At 56.1% G+C, this 19,902-nt stretch carries 17 protein-coding genes and 4 pseudogenes; 16 read left to right on the forward strand and 5 right to left on the reverse strand.

Going from position 1 to position 19,902, the window contains the following annotated elements:
• Positions 1–29: 29 nt before the first annotated feature.
• Both J3367_RS19795 and J3367_RS19800 read right to left on the reverse strand, forming a co-directional pair.
• Positions 30–985, reverse strand: a pseudogene (locus J3367_RS19795) (IS3 family transposase).
• Positions 986–1,164: 179 nt separating this feature from the next.
• On the reverse strand, positions 1,165–1,926 hold the full coding sequence (locus J3367_RS19800; RefSeq protein ID WP_187392108.1) for a sulfite exporter TauE/SafE family protein: 762 nt from the start codon (positions 1,924–1,926) through the stop codon (positions 1,165–1,167).
• A 226-nt stretch (positions 1,927–2,152) separates the two neighbouring features.
• Between J3367_RS19800 and J3367_RS19805 the strand changes: the two genes are divergently transcribed.
• A complete protein-coding gene (locus J3367_RS19805) occupies positions 2,153–2,383 on the forward strand; it encodes a DUF2945 domain-containing protein (protein WP_421462314.1) in 231 nt (76 codons plus the stop codon).
• An 83-nt stretch (positions 2,384–2,466) separates the two neighbouring features.
• On the opposite strand, the gene J3367_RS19810 is transcribed toward J3367_RS19805, so the two are convergent.
• Entirely contained in the window at positions 2,467–2,997 is a 531-nt protein-coding gene (locus J3367_RS19810; RefSeq protein WP_421462316.1) for an NUDIX hydrolase, read from the reverse strand.
• Positions 2,994–3,530 (reverse strand): NAD-binding protein, encoded by a 537-nt coding sequence (locus J3367_RS19815; RefSeq protein WP_421462318.1) that lies wholly within the window; start codon positions 3,528–3,530, stop codon positions 2,994–2,996. The genes J3367_RS19810 and J3367_RS19815 overlap by 4 nt, the downstream gene beginning before the upstream one ends.
• Before the next feature lie 561 nt (positions 3,531–4,091).
• Between J3367_RS19815 and rnk the strand changes: the two genes are divergently transcribed.
• The 12 genes and pseudogenes from rnk to J3367_RS19875 all read left to right on the forward strand — a co-directional run bounded on the left by rnk (position 4,092) and on the right by J3367_RS19875 (position 14,529).
• Positions 4,092–4,508 (forward strand): nucleoside diphosphate kinase regulator, encoded by a 417-nt coding sequence (gene rnk / locus J3367_RS19820; RefSeq protein ID WP_187392105.1) that lies wholly within the window; start codon positions 4,092–4,094, stop codon positions 4,506–4,508.
• Between the two features lie 65 nt (positions 4,509–4,573).
• On the forward strand, positions 4,574–5,116 hold the full coding sequence (locus J3367_RS19825; protein WP_421462320.1) for a GreA/GreB family elongation factor: 543 nt from the start codon (positions 4,574–4,576) through the stop codon (positions 5,114–5,116).
• A gap of 478 nt (positions 5,117–5,594) precedes the next feature.
• Positions 5,595–5,747: pseudogene (locus tag J3367_RS19830) on the forward strand (DUF1127 domain-containing protein); the annotation flags it as partial.
• Positions 5,748–5,848: 101 nt separating this feature from the next.
• Entirely contained in the window at positions 5,849–6,304 is a 456-nt protein-coding gene (locus J3367_RS19835; RefSeq protein WP_421462322.1) for a PTS sugar transporter subunit IIA, read from the forward strand.
• A 323-nt stretch (positions 6,305–6,627) separates the two neighbouring features.
• Positions 6,628–7,722 carry a carboxynorspermidine decarboxylase gene (locus J3367_RS19840; protein ID WP_421462324.1) on the forward strand — a complete coding sequence of 365 codons (1,095 nt, stop codon included), beginning with the start codon at positions 6,628–6,630 and terminating at the stop codon, positions 7,720–7,722.
• A 40-nt stretch (positions 7,723–7,762) separates the two neighbouring features.
• Complete coding sequence (locus tag J3367_RS19845; protein WP_421462325.1) at positions 7,763–9,004, forward strand: saccharopine dehydrogenase C-terminal domain-containing protein; 1,242 nt, start codon at positions 7,763–7,765, stop codon at positions 9,002–9,004.
• A 120-nt stretch (positions 9,005–9,124) separates the two neighbouring features.
• Positions 9,125–10,000 (forward strand): DMT family transporter, encoded by an 876-nt coding sequence (locus tag J3367_RS19850; protein WP_421462327.1) that lies wholly within the window; start codon positions 9,125–9,127, stop codon positions 9,998–10,000.
• Positions 10,001–10,169: 169 nt separating this feature from the next.
• Positions 10,170–11,519 (forward strand): NADP-specific glutamate dehydrogenase, encoded by a 1,350-nt coding sequence (gene gdhA, locus J3367_RS19855; RefSeq protein WP_421462329.1) that lies wholly within the window; start codon positions 10,170–10,172, stop codon positions 11,517–11,519.
• Positions 11,520–11,727: 208 nt separating this feature from the next.
• The gene (locus J3367_RS19860; RefSeq protein ID WP_421462331.1) at positions 11,728–12,162 is read left to right on the forward strand and encodes a MucR family transcriptional regulator; all 435 of its coding nucleotides are present in this window, start codon (positions 11,728–11,730) and stop codon (positions 12,160–12,162) included.
• A gap of 248 nt (positions 12,163–12,410) precedes the next feature.
• Positions 12,411–12,719: a hypothetical protein gene (locus J3367_RS19865; protein ID WP_421462333.1), complete on the forward strand. Its 309-nt coding sequence runs from the start codon at positions 12,411–12,413 to the stop codon at positions 12,717–12,719.
• 39 nt (positions 12,720–12,758) lie between these two features.
• Complete coding sequence (locus J3367_RS19870; protein WP_421462335.1) at positions 12,759–12,986, forward strand: hypothetical protein; 228 nt, start codon at positions 12,759–12,761, stop codon at positions 12,984–12,986.
• 289 nt (positions 12,987–13,275) lie between these two features.
• Positions 13,276–14,529 carry an MFS transporter gene (locus J3367_RS19875; protein ID WP_421462337.1) on the forward strand — a complete coding sequence of 418 codons (1,254 nt, stop codon included), beginning with the start codon at positions 13,276–13,278 and terminating at the stop codon, positions 14,527–14,529.
• Positions 14,530–15,176: 647 nt separating this feature from the next.
• Here J3367_RS19875 and J3367_RS19880 read toward each other — a convergent pair.
• Positions 15,177–16,265, reverse strand: coding sequence for an FUSC family protein (locus J3367_RS19880; protein ID WP_421462339.1), 1,089 nt, complete (start codon positions 16,263–16,265; stop codon positions 15,177–15,179).
• A 304-nt stretch (positions 16,266–16,569) separates the two neighbouring features.
• Between J3367_RS19880 and J3367_RS19885 the strand changes: the two are divergent.
• The 3 genes and pseudogenes from J3367_RS19885 to J3367_RS19895 all read left to right on the forward strand — a co-directional run.
• Positions 16,570–16,752 (forward strand): annotated as a pseudogene (locus J3367_RS19885) (IS3 family transposase); the annotation flags it as partial.
• Positions 16,753–18,237: 1,485 nt separating this feature from the next.
• A pseudogene (locus J3367_RS19890) lies at positions 18,238–18,993 on the forward strand (IS5 family transposase).
• 311 nt (positions 18,994–19,304) lie between these two features.
• Positions 19,305–19,799, forward strand: coding sequence for an RrF2 family transcriptional regulator (locus tag J3367_RS19895; protein WP_421462341.1), 495 nt, complete (start codon positions 19,305–19,307; stop codon positions 19,797–19,799).
• Positions 19,800–19,902: the final 103 nt, after the last annotated feature.

Below are 19,902 nucleotides of genomic sequence, written 5' to 3' on the forward strand. Positions count from 1 at the left end.
GCTCCGACAAATTGGAGAGCGTTTCCAGTTTATGCGGCTAGCCTTTCGAACTGAAGCGGGCTGATGAAGTCGAGCGCCGAATGGCGCCGGATGGGGTTGTAGAAGTTGCTGATGTAGCGAGCGATCGCGTGGGTGGCCTCTTCCCGGCTTTGGAACGCCCCGCGCCAGACGAGTTCGGCCTTCAACGTCTTGAAGAAGGTCTCTACCATCGCGTCAAAACAGTTTCGCTTCCCCGGCACCGAGATCAGGATGTCGTGCTTCCTTAGCTCCGCCTGGTACTCGATGGCGCAGTATTGGCTGCCGCGGTCCGCATGGTGGATGAGGCCGGCGACAGGACGCCGCACGGTGACGGCTCGGCGAAGGGCCGACAATGCCAGTTCCTTATGAAGCAGATCGCTGGTTGCCCATCCGACGACGCGCCGGGCAAAGAGATCGACGATGACAGCGAGATACAGCCAACCATCGCGGGTCCAGACATAGGAGACGTCGGCGCCCCATTTCTGGTTCGGCCCCGTGGCGGTGAAGTCCTGATCGAGGAGGTTCGTGCCCACCGGGAAGGCGTGCAGGCTGTCGGTCGTCGGCTTGAAGCGCCGCTTCTGCCGTGCCTACATCCCGTTCTCGCGCATCAAACGGGCGATGCGTCGGCGGGCGATCGGCAGGCCATTGCCGCGTAGCTCATGCACCAAGCGCGGGCTTCCATAGGTCCCGCTCGACAGCGCAAAGGCCGAGCGGACATGCGCCAGCAACACCATGTCGTCGCGCTGTCGGCGGCAGGCCGGACGCTCCTTCCAGGCGAAATAGCCGCGCGGACTGACGCCGAGGACCTTGCACAAACGCTGTACGGGGAATTCCTTCTTCGCGGCAGCGTCGACAGCCCGATACCCAGATACTCTGAAACCTCGCGCTGCGTTCGCCCGCTCATCTCGACCAGACGTACGGCCTCCGCCTCGAATTCCTCGTCGAACCGGCGATGTGGCTTGCCCATGGAATGCTCCTCCTTCCATCAGAAGAAATCTCCAGTTTTGCGAGGCAAGTCCAGTCACAAGGTGAAACAGTTTTCCACATCCTTGCAGAAGATAACGTCAGCTCGGCGGATCTGACAGAAGGCGCCAAGTTGGAAAAAGATGGCTGAGTGTACGATGAGCGCTGTTTGAATAAAACATACTAATCCGTAAAAAGATAATATGCGGTCAGTAATGTGCCGATTGCCACAACAAAAGCTCGAATGAGCGGTTGTGGAATTCTGCGGGCGGCGTGAACGCCCCCATACCCCCCAATGCCTACGGCAATCAACATTATCGTGGCTTGAGGCCACGCTACCGCGCCGCCACTGGAGAACACAATCAGTGTCACGAAGGCGGTCACAGTTGAGAGGATGGTCTTCAATGCGTTCAGGCGATGGAAGTCGGAAGTATTTTCGGTAAGGCCGAGGGAGGCCAACATCATGATTCCCATCCCTCCGCCAAAGAACCCCCCGTAAATAGCAACTAGAAACTGCACCAACCAGCCAATCATGGGGGGCGCCGAGAATTCGCGCCGTTGCAGGCATTTGGTAAGGGAGGGACCTGCTGCAAATAGCGTCGTCGCGCCGATTAGCAGCCAGGGGACGACGGCACGAAACGCATCGTTGTCTATTGCCAACAGGCCAAGTGCGCCTAAGAGGCCTCCAAAGATTGAAGCCAGTGCATACGGGACGACCCGGAGGCCGATCTCACGCAGTTCATGCAGATAGGCTACGGCACTTGTGGCATAGCCGGGAAACTGAGCGATCGAACTCGTGGCGTTGGCTGTAATCGCAGGTAGGCCAACGAGCGTGAGTGCTCCGAAGACAATGAATGTTCCACCGCCGGCCAACGCGTTGATCGCGCCTGCGCTGAACCCAGCAAGGACCAGTAGCAGTGCATCGAGGAATGTGACTGTCGTCAAGAAAGCCGCTTTCTATGGTATCTGTGCAATGGTGAATCGAGTTCGACCAGAGCGTTCGCACTACACCATACGAGAAACTCTAGACCTCGCATGGTCGTACATAATTTCGGATCACGTATTGAAGAGCATGAACGGCGAGGGGGCCCATTTCGACCATCAAGCCGCCGAGTTTGAATCGTTGGATGGTCGAACCTGAGCATGTCACGACTTGCCGTGAGAATGTGATTTGCTCCAGCGACCAGGAGATAAGAAGGGCCGAATTTTCCGTCGGCCATCATGTGAGTGGGATTCGGAGGCCGAAACGGTTTCTGGTCATATCAAGACGGTTCATGAGGAAGACCTCACCTACAAGGGTCATGCGTGTCGTGCCTCGAAGGAGGAGCCGCAGTATGAGACTGTCAGCGATAAGACAGAACATATCGCTTCGCATCGAGAGGATGCAGCGAAGAAGGTTTGATAACGTACGTATCGGTCGGATGAACGGTGCTGGCTGAAAATTATCATCTGGTTCTGTTGTGAGTTACGCTTATAGAATAGGGCTTATCTAACCAATGATCTCCAAGGAATGCGCCACAAGTGGAAACCTCGATCTGCATCGCTATCTTGGAGCTCTTCATTGAATGACCTGATAATCTTCGCGAGACCAGGTTCATCGACAGCGCTGGCCGCGCGTTCGGGTGAAACCCAGGCGCGTACGCGCTCTTGCTGTTCCGGCCAGCTCTTCAGCTCATCATGCACGTGCAGCGGGAAAACAAACACTTCGCAAACGACTCGGCGACCGCGCTTCAAGCGCTTCTCGTATCTGTAGCTTCCAAGCGGTTCTTGGGCGATCGATCCGTCGACCCCAGCTTCTTCGAATGCCTCCTGTGCTGCGGCTTCCGATGATGAGCACCATTGCATCGGCCACCCTTTAGGGATCACCCAACGACGCGAACCGCGAGAGGTGATGAGGAGGTTCTGAAGATCGCCGTCGGGCGTGAACCGATAGGGCAGCGCGCCGTATTGCCTCTGTGGCATAGGAGTTGCGTCAGGATTTGTCCGAAACTGGTTCGAATGGGGCTGCCACGTCATTTGAAATTTCTCCGGTAGTGGGCGTCCGGGCACGGATCGACGAAATCCGTGCCGGCGCCGACCGCTATGGCGAGTTCTGCTACCCGGCACGCGTGTAAGAGATCGGAGAGTCCTGAAGAGGAGGCATCCGTCAGGATAAGTCTCGGGTTGAGGCGTCTAGCGGAAGAAACGATACGAGAGCCGTGGACCAGATCCGTAACAGCTATCACCAGCCGGCGTGCGCTCACGACACGTGCGCGCGAAAGCACACTGTACTGCGTCGCATCGCCGTGGACGCCGCATACGCCGATTGCATGCAACGCCGCGATACGCTCGCGACATTCGCTGATGACCACAAACGGCGCGGAGCGACGTCGAAACCTCTCAATAACGTGGTTGGCAGTCTCCCCATCCTCCACAATGATGGCATGACCCATGCTGCGGCGGAAATTCGATTCCGAGCGAGGGACGTACTTCCCAGTTTCCGAACAGTCCAAATTCTTCGATGCGAGGACATCGGCCGAGCCGATGATAGGCGACAGCGGTAGCAACATGACTTCCCCCGGCTGATGTACGCAGATATACTTGCGTGACAAACAGCCCTAATAGGCAGACAAGATGTCAATGGTCAGGATGGATGACGAGCCTACCCGGACGCGAAGCGAGGCTTCTTGTGCGTCCGGGCTACATTCCCGCTTTGAGGCGCTGAGGCTCTCGCGGTGCTATGATCAGGAGGTCGTTCATGGGCCTAAGGTTGGCCATATGTTCATGGAAGTCAAGAAGTCTGATATCGGGTGTAGAGGCTGAATTTCGCTGGGGTTGACAACCTCAAGCGAAAGGCCAATCTTCCATCCATGATGATTCTAATCGACCTCCGCAGATTGATGATGGACAGGAAGCTCCTGATCGCAGGATCTTAAGCCCCAATCCGGTCGCCTAGCGCTCCCGGATCCGGGGGCGGGTAATCATATATTCTTCCATCGTATTTTCCGTCTTGAAAGCAATTTTGCTCGCGGAGGATGTACGTGGACGCACATTCCCATTTTCTGAAGTCTTGAAACGGAACGTTCAATCGACGTTTCGCATCTCGACGCGGCACAACTGCGAGTCACGACATGCGTCATCCTTTCAAATCACAACGTCTTCCGAAAATCAGCATTAGTCGTGGTGACTATGAGCGCCTGACACGGCTCGGCGCGGCTATGCTCGAGCGCATTCCAGATGTAGCGGAGGAACTCTTGTCCGAATTGGAACGCGCCAAAGTCGTCCCGGATAAACGCATGCTATCCAGCATCATCAGAATGGGCTCCACGTTGGAGTTTCGATCAGATGATGGCCAGCAACGGCAAGTGACGCTTGTTTATCCTGGGGATGCCGATATCGAGCGTGGCAGGGTTTCGATCCTGACTCCGATCGGCGTTGCTCTCATCGGGCTGTCGGACGGTCAGTCGATCATGTGGTCGGGACGTGACGGGCGTCGTCGTCAGTTGACGATCTTGTCGGTGCGGCAGCCGACAGCGGTCCCAGCCTGACATACGGCCTTCTTCGACTCTGCCTAGTATTCCTTTGACTTATAACCTGCTTGGAGGCGAATCTGATGTCGGTTGTAGAGCCCAGTATACTGACTGTTCGTGACTATAGTTTTCTTAGATCGCGGTTAGCGTTCGCAACAGGTTATAATGACACGATATACCGTCAAATTCGCGGAAAGCTGGCGGAAGCAATTGTGCATTTTGGTCAAGATTTCCCGCCGAACGTGGTTACGCTGGATTCTAGAGTCGACTTCCGCGTTGACGATACGATGTCGCAAACCCGAACTGTTGTTGTGGACGGTGATCGTGAAATTGTGGGTATGACGCTTTCTATTGCAACACCACGCGGACTTGCTTTGCTCGGACGAACCGAGGGACAGAGCGTCGTGGTCTCGCGGCGCGACGGAACAAAGGAAGTATTGAGAGTCGAACGGGTGGCGTACCAACCGGAAGCTGCCCAGCGCCTGTTTCACGCGGTGGAGGAAATGGCGCAAGGTCAAGGTTCAGGAAGCGGCCAGAGGCAAGCCGCGATCATTCCGTTCAGAGCCAAGCCTACGGCGACAGTTTCGCAGCACCTTGACGAGGATCCGGACCCCTCTGCAGCCTAGACTACGTGAGATCAAGGCGGCACCGCGAAGTGTTGAAAGAGAATATAGCGATGCGACCACTAACTAGAAATAAAGTGGTACGCTAGGCATTCCAGTTACGAAGCGCGCAAGAATGCCGCACCGACTAGCAAAAGTTGCCGAGAGAGGCTATATAAAAATCATGTATTCAGTGTCTCATCACAGGCCGTTCCTGCGCCCAGCAGGAAGACTCGCGACGCGTAGCTAACCCCGAGGGAGGTCAGTCGGCGCCAACGCCTGCCTGTCTCGGGGTCTGCAAGCAGCATCTTTAAATAGTAAAGCCCTTGTCGGGATCCCGAAGGTGTGTCCGTAACTCGGATAGGCTGGTTTCGCGGCAGCGTGTCAGTTGGATGTGGTGGATATGAACATGACGAACGATCGGAAAATCCAGGTAATAAACCTCGATACGTCGAATGCGGCGGCCGTTAATACTTCTACGCGCTTCGCGCGATGGCGTGCTAGGCTTCATCGACAGCGCGAACTACGCAGAATGGTCAATGAACTCTCACGGTTGGATGACCGTACGCTCGCAGACATAGGATTGTGTCGTAGCGATATACCAAGGGCGGTAAAGGGCTTCGAGGGAAAGAACAAAGGAGACAATCAAAAGTAGAGTCATCATGGCGCTTTGTAATTCGGCTAGGAGTATGCCGGAATACGGAAAATCCCATACTGCTCTACCGATCTTCAATCGAAGCCGTTTTCGAGGACGTCATGCTTTCATCTTGCACAGAATTCACGATAGAATATACGCGTGACCGAAGATCTAGTTCTAGAAAAGAGGCACTTTTTAGTATCGCGAGCCGTTGCCAAGAGTTAAACCGTGACCTTTCCGCCAGTCAGATTGCATTATCATTCGTCGAGCGCGAAAGGATCGGATCCACGGCATCTGACGGCGGCGTAGCGTTCCCGCGTGCTGTGATCGAAGGGGACCACCGTCCGCTGCTCGTCGTTACCAAACTGGAGAAGGAAATCCTCTTTGATCACGTCGAGTATAAAAAGGTCGACGTGATCATTAGCATAGTTGGGTCGTCAGCGGATTGCACAATTATGAATCAGATCACAGGTAAATTACGACGAATATTGAGAGCTTCGGAGCTATTAGCGGAGATCCGCACGTCAGGGGACGCAGAGAAAATCAAGGGAAAAATATTTAATGCTCTAAACTAGGGGATGTGTGGCGGGCGTGGAACCAGCGTGTTGCTGTGAACGAAAATGTCGTAGTGAAATGTCCGCCCGGCAACCGTGTACAGGTCGTGCGGAAGCAGGGCGGTCCGGGTTTCTCGCCTTATCAGCGCTTCGGTGAACGCGTCGTGTGTTCCGCAAGGGTGGCGCCTCCACGAAAGACGAGGTCATTCGCTGAAGACGGCTACAGGCAATCTCGGTGGACCATGTCGTCCGTCATGAAATCGCTGAAGCGTCGTCACTGATGGGCGGGCTGAGGTGTTGGCTGTTTAGGAACGTATAAATTGAGAAACACGGACGAGGCATCGATGAATACACCTTACTACCTGATAGATAAGGCGAGACTGCTGCAGAACCTGGAACGGATCGCGTATGTACGCAAATATTCCGGTTCGAAGGCACTGCTTGCGCTGAAATGTTTTGCAACCTGGTCGGTCTTTGAGTTCATGCGTCCCTATATGGATGGTACGACGTCGTCCTCGCTCAACGAGGTCAAGCTCGGTCGGACACGTTTCGGGGGCGAGACCCATGCCTACAGCGTTGCGTGGGCTGATCACGAGATCGAAGAGGCGCTAGGGCATGCAGACAAGGTAATCTTCAACTCGATTAGCCAGCTGAACAGGTTCCGCGATCGTACAGGTGGCATCGACTGTGGTCTGCGGATCAATCCAGGGGTCAGCTCGTCGACGTTCGATCTGGCGGATCCGGTGCGGCCATTCAGCCGACTTGGCGAAGGCGACATAGGCAGAATCGAAGCTGTACTCGACCGGATCAACGGTTTCATGATCCACAATAACTGCGAAAACGAGGATTTTGATCAGTTTTCAAGAATGCTCGATGAAATTGAGGATCGTTTTGGTGAACACCTAGGATATGTGGACTGGGTCAGTCTCGGAGGCGGGATACATTTTACCGCCAATGGTTATCCGCGCGACGCACTCTGTGATCGTCTTCGCGCGTTTTCAGAGCGTTTTAGCGTGCAGGTTTATCTCGAACCGGGTGAAGCGACTGTCACCGGTTCAACAACCCTCGAAGTTTCCGTCGTCGACACTCTTTTCAACGGTCGGCATTTAGCGGTTGTCGATGCTTCCATCGAGGCTCACATGCTGGACCTCCTCATCTACCGTGAAGAGGCGGATGTCCTCCCGAACACCGGACCACATGAGTACATGATCTGTGGCAAATCCTGTCTCGCGGGTGACGTCTTCGGTACCTTTCGGTTCGAGGCTCCGCTGAAGACCGGGGACCGTATTTCGATCCAGGACGCCGCCGGATATACGATGGTGAAGAAGAACTGGTTCAACGGCCTCGCCATGCCGTCCATCGCCGTGCGCGAAATTGATGGCTCGACAAAGACAATTCGAGAATTCGGTTACACGGACTACGAGACAAGCCTTTCGTAGTGGTCCCGCACGTATACAAACAAAGAGAAAATTCCCCTAAATGAAGAAACACGTCCTCATTATCGGTGCAGGCGGTGTCGCACGGGTCGTCGCGCATAAATGTGCCCAGAACAACGACTTTCTCGGCAATATACACATTGCCTCGCGAACACTTGAGAGATGCCAATCCATCGTCGCTTCGATCCGGGATAGGAGAGCGTTGAAGACGCACGGACTGCTCGAGGCACATGAACTGAACGCGATGGACGTAACGGCGACGGAGGCCCTGATCCGGCGCACCGGCGCAGGCATTGTCGTCAATGTGGGTTCAGCCTTCGTTAACATGTCAGTGCTTTCGGCTTGCGTAGCCACGGGTGCCGCCTACATCGATACTGCGATTCACGAGGATCCGTTGAAGGTGTGCGAGACGCCTCCCTGGTACGCAAACTACGAGTGGAAGCGTCGGGCGGAATGCGCCACGGCCGGCATTACCGCAATACTTGGGGCCGGTTTCGATCCTGGTGTGGTCAACGCCTACGCACGCTTGGCGCAGGACGACTATTTTGACCGTATCGACTCGATCGACATTATCGACGTCAATGCTGGCAGCCACGGCAAGTATTTTGCCACGAATTTCGACCCCGAGATCAACTTCCGGGAGTTCACGGGGCAAGTGTGGTCCTGGCAGGACCGCGAGTGGGTCTCCAATCGGATGTTCGAGGTGGAAAAGGAATGGGATCTGCCGGTGGTCGGTAGGCAGAAAGCGTATCTGACGGGCCATGATGAAGTGCACTCGCTCTCTCTGATCCTCGGTGTGCCGAACGTGCGTTTCTGGATGGGGTTCGGAGATCACTATATCAATGTATTCAACGTATTGAAAAACCTTGGTCTCTTATCCGAACAGTCAGTCACCACGTCAGAAGGAATCGAGGTCGTTCCGCTCAAGGTTGTAAAGGCAGTGCTCCCCGACCCGTCGTCGCTCGCTCCAGGTTACAGAGGGAAGACCTGCATCGGCGACCTTGTGAGAGGGCTGAAGAACGGCAAGGAACGGACGGTCTTCATCTACAACGTTTCCGACCACGAGGACGCAAACGAAGAAGTTGGAAGCCAAGGGATTTCCTACACGGCCGGGGTGCCGGCTGCTGCTGCGGCGATCTTGGTGGCCACCGGTCGCTGGGATGTGAAGGGGATGGTCAATGTGGAAGAGCTCCCGCCACGCCCCTTCCTCGGATTGTTAGGACAACTCGGCCTACCCACCCACATCAGCGAGGAGGGAGACGACCGGGAACTGCTATTCCCCTAGGCCGTGTAGGCGCCAGAACCGATGAATATTCAGTTCTTCGTACGCGTGTCTACGCCGATCTTACGCACCCCGTGACGGCCCTCTCCGAGCTATTGAACGCACCATTATATCGAGCGCAGCATGCGGATAACCTCGGATCTGAAATCCACCCCCGTGGCGTCGGGCATGCTGTTGATGTGCGTCGGCGTCGCCTGCCTAAGCATGAACGATGCTTTTGCAAAACTGCTTGCCCCCGACTACTCGCCGCTTCAGATTCTTTTTCTGCGCAACCTGATCGCGTTGCCTTTTTCCATCTTGATCGCAATTCGAATGGGCGGCAAAGGTGCACTGTACTCACGTCGCCCGGTGGCGCATCTTCTGCGGGGGGTGATCTGGATCTGTGCCGCGTTTCTGTTCTTCACTAGCTTGCGCTACCTGGGGCTGGCCGAGGCCACGGCGCTGGTGTTCGTAGCGCCGCTCTTTATTACGGCAATCTCGGCTTTGTTTCTTCGTGAGCCCGTCGGGTGGCGGCGATGGGGGGCGGTACTAGTTGGCTTTTCCGGTGTGTTGATCGCAGTTCGGCCCGGAGCTGCTACCTTTCAGCCCGCTTCGTTGCTCCCGGTCGCCACGGCTCTCTTCTACGCGCTTCTAATGGTCAGCGCCCGTTGGGTGGATAAACGTGAGAGCGTCTGGACACTGATGCTTTACCTCACCAGTGCTGGGACGCTTCTGTGCGCCGTCCTAATGCCGTTCGTCTGGGTTCCGGTGCAAGCGGCTGACCTCTGGCTTTTCGCGGCTATCGCACTGTTTGGAACCGCGGGAATGACGTTGATCACCCAAGCTTTCAGGCTGGCGCCTGCGGTCGTGGTGGCGCCCCTCGACTATACGGCTTTGGTCTGGGCGACCGCTGCGGGGTGGCTTGCTTGGAATGAGCTGCCTGATCTGCCGATCTTTTTCGGAGCTACGATCATCATCGCAAGTGGTGTCTTCGTTATATGGCGAGAAAATCGAGCCTAGATCGCGCGGCACACGGTGCGGGAACCGGTCGCTGCTTGAGCTTCAGCACGCTCATCAGCCTGCCATCCGTAGCACGTTGATCAGTCTGAATGGACCAGATACACTCGGTAATAAGGCACTCTTAGTATAGCGTATTCCAACCATTCGCCAGCTATTTCCGGAAGATAAGATGAAATCGATCGACGAAAAATTGCGCCCGATCCTCAGCACGGTTATTCACCGAAACTTCGGTGAGCAAGAATTCCATCAGGCCGTTCACGAAGTTCTCGAAAGTCTCGGACGGGTTATATCAAAGCATCCTGAATACGCGGACGAAGCATTGATTGAACGCATATGCGAGCCGGAGCGACAGATCATCTTTCGCGTCCCGTGGATCGATGATCAGAACGATGTGCAAATCAATCGTGGATTCAGGGTGCAGTTCAATTCCGCACTCGGACCCTACAAGGGCGGTTTGCGGTTTCATCCTTCAGTGAACGTCGGCATCATTAAGTTCCTCGGTTTCGAACAGACCTTCAAGAATGCCCTGACAGGCCTTCCGATCGGGGGAGGGAAGGGAGGCTCCGATTTTAATCCGCGTGGACGCTCAGATCGTGAGATCATGCGCTTTTGCCAGTCCTTTATGATCGAACTGCACCGACATGTCGGCGAGTATGTGGACGTTCCCGCGGGCGACATAGGGGTCGGGGGCCGCGAGATCGGCTATATGTTCGGAATGTATAAACGCCTGACGAATAGATACGAAGCAGGTGTTCTCACGGGTAAGGGCCTTTCTTTCGGGGGCTCGCGTGCCCGCACCGAGGCGACCGGCTTCGGTAGCGCTTATTTCATGCGGCGGATGCTGGGGACTCGCGACCAGACCTTCGAGGGCAAGCGTTGCGTGGTGTCCGGATCGGGCAACGTAGCAATCTATGCGATGGAAAAGATCGTGTCATTCGGTGGCAAGGTCGTGGCCTGCTCCGATTCGGACGGCTACATCGTGGATGAGACTGGCATCGATCTTGGTTTGGTCAAGGAGATCAAAGAGATCCGTAGAGAACGGATATCTGAGTATCCGCGTCTCAAGGGGCATGGGACTTATTATATCAAGGACGGTTCGATTTGGGATGTGCCGTGCGACGTAGCTATGCCATCGGCCACCCAAAACGAACTCACCGGCGCTGACGCTGCAACGTTGGTAAAGAATGGGATGGTCGCAATCTGCGAAGGCGCCAATATGCCGTGTACGCCTGAGGCCGTGCATATTTTTCAGGAATCTGGGGTGCTGTTTGCGCCTGGGAAAGCGGCCAATGCGGGTGGGGTCGCAACTTCAGCGCTTGAGATGCAGCAGAACGCCAGCCGCGATAGTTGGTCCTTCGAGAAAACCGAGGAGCGCTTGGCTGCGATCATGCACAACATCCACGATGCCTGCGCCGAGACTGCGGCGGAGTACGGAGCGCCCGGCAATTATGTTTTGGGCGCCAACATTACCGGATTCGTTCGCGTCGCCGAGGCTATGCGAGCCATGGGCGTTGTCTAACGCAAAGCCAACCTCAAGTGAGGTACGATGTTGCAATCAATCACATCAGCAGTGCGGATATGGCCGGTGCGAGCACAGGATAGCGACGAGCAGCACCAGACGCAGAGGATAGCGCAGGGAAATCGAGAACGAATAAAGTCAAATGGGAGTGAGCAGTTGTGTACCGCTATTCAATCCCTTATTTAACGAGTCGGAAGCACTGAGGAGTGTGAACATTTTGACTGAAGATAACGATCGTCAATATTTCATCACGGAACTGACGGCCGAGGTGGTCGCGGCCTATGTCTGCAAGAACTCGCTGCCGGCATCTGACTTGCCGGCGACAATCGCTTTGGTTCATGCTGCATTGGAACGATCGCGAGAAGCGCCGGTGGCAGAGTCCGTCCCCGAAAAGCCGAAACCCGCCGTTCCGATCAATCGCTCGGTGACCGATGATCACATCGTATGCTTGGAAGACGGAAAGACGTTCAAGTCCTTGAAGAGACATATAGCGACCCATCATGGAATGACGCCTGATGAATACCGAAGACGTTGGGGCCTGAAGGGCGAATATCCCATGGTCGCACCAGGTTACTCCGCGTCGCGATCAAAATTGGCCAAGTCGCTTGGTTTGGGCCGGAAGGTCGGGAAAAAGAACACTTGAACGAGTTCGCTACATTGCCTTGGCGGACGGTGTAGTTGACGGGTGGGGCGGGCGTAACCATAGATAGGATGAAGCATGATGTGCTCTTCTTCCGCGACGACGTTCTCGGATGATCGCCGAAAAGAGATCGGCTTTCCGCAGAAACGATCGGGTTGACGAGCTTAGTGCCGCATGGAACTGGCATTGTCTCTCCGATCAGGCGCGACAGCGCTACGCTGGATCGCGCAGGGTAGTGAGCGAGCAACCGGATGAATAGGCGCAGGATCGTTCGCGTTATTGATGTTGCTAACCTCGGTCAGACAAAGCTGACGAACCTGCTGGCGCGGCTTTGCGGACTGTTCATAACGCCCAAACGCGTCCGGCGTGAAGCAACCGCTCTTATTGAAAAGCTTGGGCCTGAGGGAGCATTGGTGGCCGTCCGCGACAAACATCGGATGGCTCAGGTGGTCGATGCTGAGAACGACGAGCGCCACTGGAGCGTCGTACTGCGAGAGATCGAGCGGCAGACCGAGTACGAAGATCAGACCGATATTGCCGGTCCGATCGGACATCCCTGACCACAGCGGCAGTCGATCTGTGAATTTTGAGAGCAGTTGATGGAAGACATCACCAAGGAGCTTGCTAAAAAGATCATGCTTGCCAAGCACGAGCGTACAGTTTGGGAAGCTGGCCGAGCAGCGTCCCGTGCACAAGGCGCAACAGCTCTCAACCCTTACTCGCCCACCTCGTCGGATTATTCGATTTGGGCCGATGGCTACGAAGCCGAGAGGGGACTAAAGACGGCGGCCGTTTGGTTCGAAGATGACAAAACTCGCAAACCGTAATGACGGCGCAGTGAACATTCCTCTACCGTCTGATACGAGATTGTGCGGGGCCGATAGCGTTATGTTTCACGGTAGCGATCCCACGGTTGCCAGGTGGCCAATTTCACGACAGTACCGAAGCCAGAGAGGGAACTTCAGTGGACTGCGGCACACGAGAGCAGTGACTGGGTTTCGGCCCTACTTTCTCGTCATTGAAACGTATCTGGACCGTCAGACGTAGGCCGCTTCGGCAGAAGCCTATATCAAGCCATGCCGCTCCAGCGCCCGGCGGATCTGCTTAAACGAGGGAATGACGATGGCGCACGGAGTGCGTGAAGTCCTTGCGTCGGTTAAGGGTCTGCTTACCGGAGGAGGCGCTTTCATTGTCGGCAACTCACTGCTTGGCGTCCTCCTGCCACTACGCATGGAAGCGGCTGGCTATTCGGTCGCACTGACTGGTACGATCATGGCGGCCTACTATCTGGGGCTGGCGTTTGGTGGCCTGCATGCGAAGCGGCTAATCCTACGGATCGGCCATATCCGCGCCTTCGCCGTCTTCGCGGCACTGACCACAGTAACGACCTTAGTTTATTCGCAAGCGTTCACGCTCACGGTGTGGTTCATCTTGCGGATCTTTAATGGATTTTGCATCGCCGGTCTGAGCACCGCGATCGAAAGCTGGCTGAATGAGCGCAGCAACAATGCGACAAGAGGGCGAATTCTCGGCCTCTACATGCTCACCTTCTATCTGGCGGTCGCGACGGGCCAAACACTTGTCAACCTCGCGAATATAGATGGTTCGGAACTATTCATCCTTTCCGCTTGTTTGATTGGGCTATCACTCATACCTGTGGCTTTGACGAGCCTTAACGAACCGGATCTTAAGCAGCATCGTCCACTGCGTACGATAGATTTGTACGCGGCATCTCCCGACGGATTTTTCGGTGCTGGTGTCGCCGGATTGCTGGTGGGATCCTTCTACGCTCTCGGCGTGGTCTTCGCACGACGTATCGGGCTCGATGTCTCGGATGCCGCACTTTTCATGAGTGTCGTTGTGCTGGGTGGTTTAGCATTTCAACTGCCCGTCGGAATTCTCGCCGACCGATATGATCGCCGCGTCGTCCTTGCCGGAGCGCTTTTGATGGTCGGCGCTTGCTGGGGACTACTGGCGCGTTCCATCGTGGTGGGATCGTCATTCTATGCGCTGCTGGTTTTGGCAATAGGTTTCGGCGGAGCTATGAGCAGTGTTTACCCAATCTGCGTCGCGGAGACATTCGATCGGCTCGAACGCAAGCATTATGTCGCAGCGGCCGGGCGTCTCCTGATGGTCTATTCCATCGGCGCGACGGTTGGACCCTTATTGGCGTCCGTTTTAATGGCTCTTTATGGCCCCTACAGCTTTTTTGCGTTTGAGTCGGCCGTGGCCGTGAGCTTCGCGGTTTTCCTGCTGCTTCGTATTCGACGGCAGTCGCCCTTGCCTGCGGATCAGCAGGAAATGTTCGTAGCGGTTCCCGACACAACGCCAGTCGCCATAGCTCTCGATCCGCGAACGGATCCTGATTGAAATCAAAGAAACTCAAAAACCAATCGCGCTGTATTACCGTCCAAAAAACTGAGACCTAAATCCTGATCTGTGCAGAAAGTGGTGTTGTCATCATCATACCGCGGTGAGCGCTACGTTGATTTCCGTCAAAAGATCAGCCCTATCTTCGCCCTTCATACCCTCGCAACTAGCACGCATGTAGGCCGTTTTGTCGTCTCGCCATTGTTTAAGCATATGAGCCTTTTCGCGGCGGCTCAGTTTCGGGTCGTGCAGAATCTCGAAAGGTAGTTTGTACTTTCCGTGATAAGACAATTCGTTCTCCGTTATAAGTCTCTACATTCCTATTACCTTATGTATATACGTTATTTGTTTATTCAAGTCGATTAAGGGAGCTAAATGTTGATTTAGCGCGTAAACCATGCATTATCGAGTCTGTTGGCAGGATCGGAGCGCTGGAAGCTATCGACCGATGGGCGGGCAGCGGCGAGCAATCCGATAGTCTTGTTTTTATGAGCGCTGATGTACGGATAACTCCGATCGGCAAACAGGAGGCAGTTTCTTGTATAGACGGAATTCTTTTGAATGTTTGCCATGATCGCGGTTCGTTCTTCGCGGAGGTCGCAGCTTTGGAACACGTTTTTCTTTCGCTGCGTGCCGGAGCAAGCATTTTAGCTCCAGCGTCGCCACCAACGGATTTTCGGATAAGCGATCTCGGTCGCTACCTCTGCGAGGGCACTCAGGTCACGTTCAAGTTGGCGCAAAGCGAATTTGATGCCGAACAGGCGCGCAAGTTCGGGTGTGGTCAAGTCTTCCGTCTCACCTGTCTTCCGCATTGTGTCCAGGCCATCCCGGTAATCACGCACGATGGGTTCTAGGGGGGTGGAGGGGCCGGGGACGGGGCGGCCTAAGAGTTGGCCCTGTACGCTATCGAGCGCCTCAGCTCCCCTGACGATCGCGCGACGGAACGGCTGTTCAAGCGTGCCTACGAGGGTGTCGTCTCCGCCACCGCGGGCAGCGCGACGCAGCATGTTGACGTCGTGCCGCACACGGCGCAGGGCCCGTAGGATGCGTTCGGGATCGGGCCTACGCCCGATGGCGAGCCGTCGCTCCCGGGCGGCCTCGGCCGCGAAGGTCGCTAGCGCCGTCAGCTCGCCGCGGACTTTCCCTGCGCGCGTCGTCAGTTCGTCCTCGCCTGTGCCCACTTCGGGCAAGATAGCCCGCAACTGCGCGGCCAGCAGATGCGCGACCCTAGCTGCCGTTTCCACCGCCGAGCGCGATGCTTTGGCCGGCAGCACCACTATACCGACGGCCAGCCCGACCGTTAGGCCGATCGCGACACCGATCACCCTCTCTACGGCGAGTACCTCCGGGCCGACCTCAAGCCCCGGCGCCCCGAGGAGGACGACGGTGGCCGAGATCGGCGCGATCTGGAAGCCAACCGAAATAGCCGCCATTACCGCGAGTGGCACTAACGCGATCGCGAGGGCGAGTGCCGTCGAGATCGGATCGTCCGGCCGCAACGCTAGCGCGACAGCCGCCGCGACGATGGCACCCGCGAGTGAGCCGACACCCTGCTCGAACGCCTTGCGAAGCGAACTACCGATATTCGCTTGGGTTGCCACGATGGCGCTGATCACCGCTGAGAGTTCCACCGTCAGACCGAGCGCGTGAACTGCCGCCAGCGTAAGCAGGCAGGCGATGGTCATGCGCGATGCGTGGATTGTCCACCAGGCGTGACGCGTAACAAAGTGCCTCATTCAAAAGCCCTCTTTCTCATCGCGTTCGCGAGTTATGGCAAAGGCGGACAGGGATATGGACCGCATGCGCCGACGTCCACTGCGACCCATTTAAGGCGCGGGACCCGCGCCATATAGCGGCCCGCTTGGGAACCGTGCGCTTTGATGTAGGGGATGGTTGCGGAGGGACCCGGATGCGACCCGAATCTTTTTCGCCGCGGCGTCCAGACATCGCAGAATGCCTCGACTATGGCTTGGCTGTCTGGACAGATGGGCCTGCATTGCGAAACGGGGAAGCATTTTCTGACGTGAGGGGTATCTTTCTATAGGCGGGCGACATCGCCGGTATGGCGAGGAACTCGACGCGGAGGCGGTGCGTCTGGTCAAAACGAGCGGGCGAACGTAGCGCGAGATCATGGAGGATCTCGACATTGGGCTTTTGACGCTGCGGCGCTGGCCCGACACACGTCAAGAGCGCGATCTGGAAGCATCACTATCTGAACGGCAGGGGGCTGCAGCGGTCGGTGGCGGCTGCAGTGCTCCAAGCTTTCATCTAGACCGATTGTGCCGCTGCCAATCAGGCGCTGGGCCATGTCGTCGTTCAATTTTGGGTCAGGAGTCCGGGCTCGGCGCCCGTGGCCGGCTGAGGCTAAGGCGCATATTCTGTAAGAGGCGTTGGTTCCGGGCGCGGCGGTTTTGGAGGTCGTCCAACGCCAATCGCTGTTACCGCAACAGCTTTACGGATGGCGTCGTGAGCTTGATGCAGGCTCGGCCGCATCACCGGTTTTGGAGTCGGTAATCGTCGAGCCACCCTTCGACCCTTTGTCTCAAAATCAGTCAGAACGGCCGTGCCGCAAGCGGGCTGCGGCTTGAGCGAGTGGCAGGATCGAACTAGAGTCGGCGGTGCCGTGGTCCACATCGGATCTGACGCGAGCCTGAACTCGATCGCGGTGGTGATCGAAGGCTTGACGGGTCGGGTGTGCGATCGGTCCACCGGGGCCGACTACCATCCGGTAGAGCGCAGTCTGTGGCCGGTCCAAAGTCAGCAAAACCAGACTGGATTGGCCTATAAGCAATCCACACGGTTCGGCTTGACAGAATGATCCACCCGCCTATCTCCTTCGCATGGTTCGAAGGATCAACATTGCGTCAGACCTATTGCGCGTTTTGTCCGTCATCTTCGGAGCGGCAGTGATCATTCCTAGCACGATCTCCCTCGTTCTGGTCTTCTTCGCTGTTGTCAACCTTCTCGTTTGAAGTATCCGTGGGAAGATGTTGCTGCTGTTCGCTTCAACTGGATAATTTCACGTGCTTCGGAATGCTGCGGATCCAGCCTTGTCCGTTGCGGCTCGAACAATACGAGAGGTCCTACGGATTTTGGCCGAGTTGCCGAATATTTATCATCGTGAACAACACGCTGTCATGTATTCAGTCTTCTCGAAAGATGGTTAACGGAGGTTGCGTGGCAAGCAGATGCACAAAAACAGCCTTGAGGATCAAGCGGGTCGGTTTGTTTTCGCTGCAGATAAATTCGAATGCGTTTTTCGCTTCCCTTGACTGTCACCCAATAGTTAATATGTGGCTTACATGGTCCCTATATTTCTTTGGGAAACAATCCTCGACAATTTCCAAGCCCGATCTCTCGGGTTAAAAGCGTCTCCGCTTCGGGTAACCCCGTCCGAAGAAAGCGGGTCTCAACGCATCAGATCCTTCCCGTCGGCAGAGTCGCGTGAAAACCCCGATCGCTCGTAGTTCAGCTTGCAACTTGCTTTGAAACGAAATCAGGCGGTCATTCTGCGAATAACCCTGATTCTGTATAAGCATGGGGGCCAAAACTGGTTATGAAGCCGACGCTCTCGCGAAATGATAGTTAACAGGCATACAGCCGAAGCGCTAGCGGCGGTAGACTGCTCGGGTGGATACCCATTCATCCTGTTGCAGCTTCGGAGCAAATCAGATTCCCTCGTGCGCAAAGGAGCCAAGGGAGGATCGGATGGCACGACTGTTCTGGCTGAACGACGAGGCGGGGCCGCTATCGAGCCGCATCTGGCAAAGAACCAGCCAGGGGCGCGTCGCGTAGATGATCGCCGGGTCATCAGCGGCATCCTGCACGTTCTCAAGACCCGGCAGCCGTTGGCAGGACTGCCCGAGCGAATACGGACCTGCAACGACGATCTATAACCGCTTCAACCGCTGGTCCCGACGGCGAATCTGGACCAGCATTCTGGAGGCACTGGTCGCAACAGGTGTGCTGAGCCGCTCAGCCTCGATCGACTCCACCTACGTGAAAGCACACCGATCTGCTCATGGAGGAAAAGGGGGGGCGAAGGCGCAGGCAATCGCCCCTTCCCGAGGCGGGCAGACAACAAAGATCCATGCCATCACCGACTGACTCGGCCGCCCGGCGATCCTACGGCTGACACCCGGCAATATCAGCGACGTGGGTGCTGCAAATGACCTGCTGGATGCTGCGGGACCGGTGCGCTGGTTCACCGCTGACAAGGGCTATGATGCTGATGCTCTGCGGCAACGGCTTCGCAATGTCGGCGGGAGGCCCGTGATCCCAGGCCGATCAAACCGGAAGACACCGGTCGTCTACGACAAACGACGCTACCGTGAGCGCTGGCGGATCGAAGCTGCCTTCTGCCGCCTCAAGGACTCTCGACGCGTCGCAACCCGCTACGACAAGCTCGCCGCGAACTTCCTGTCCGCCGTCGCCCTCGCGACCATCATTGCCTTCTGGGTTTGATCGAGTCTCGACCCTAGGTAAATAGTTGCAGCGCAACGCCAAGGGAGACCGCGCCCCATACACACATGTTTATGAAGGACCGGAACAGGCCCCCGTCTTCGTCGATGCTGATTCCGCACTTCTCGAGAGCGAGATTTCCGGGGAATAAAAAGCACCGAAGAATGAATTTCAACACAGTCATGTGTGGCTCCCAGTGGAATTAGCTCATTGCCTCGGTAAGTTTCTAAAATGCATCAGCTATGCATATTTGATGGTATTGCCGGCGCCTCATAAAAGCAATACCGTGAGTGCATCTTTTGGGGAGGTTTGCCTTGCGGTTGACGCTGTACACAGACTACGCGCTGCGACTGCTTATGTATCTGGCCCTGAAGCCGGGTCAGCTCGCCACCGTTAAGGAGGTCTCCGAAGCTTTCGGCATTTCGCGTACCCACCTGATGAAGGTCGCGCCCAACCTCGTGAGGGGCGGTTTCGTCGAATCTGTGAGAGGAAGAGGAGGGGGGGTGCGCCTCAAGCAGCGCCCGGAGGAGATCCGGGTGGGAGAGGTGGTTCGTTCCACCGAGGAAGCATTCGATGGCTTTCGTATCGTCGAATGCTTCAATCCTGAGCGCAATTCTTGCCGAATAACGGGTGCCTGCCGGCTGCGTGGGGTGCTGCACGAGGCCCTGGACGCTTATATGAACGTCCTAGACCGTTCCACTCTTGCAGATTTAACAGTGCCAAACACCCCGCTTCGGAACATCCTAGGAATAACACCCAAGCCGCAGGCGGCGGAGTTGATGGGGGCTGTTGTTCCTTGCAATCGCTAACGAACGCTTTCGCTCGTTTCATCCCTAGACGAAGCATATTCATTTCGCTGAGCCGGTTGCGAGGCCAACCAATGCCAGTCGTGGCAAGCTTCAACGACGGAGT

It is taken from the genome of Aurantimonas sp. NFXS3 (genome assembly GCF_049132005.1).
Classification (GTDB): Bacteria; Pseudomonadota; Alphaproteobacteria; order Rhizobiales; family Rhizobiaceae; genus Aurantimonas; species Aurantimonas coralicida.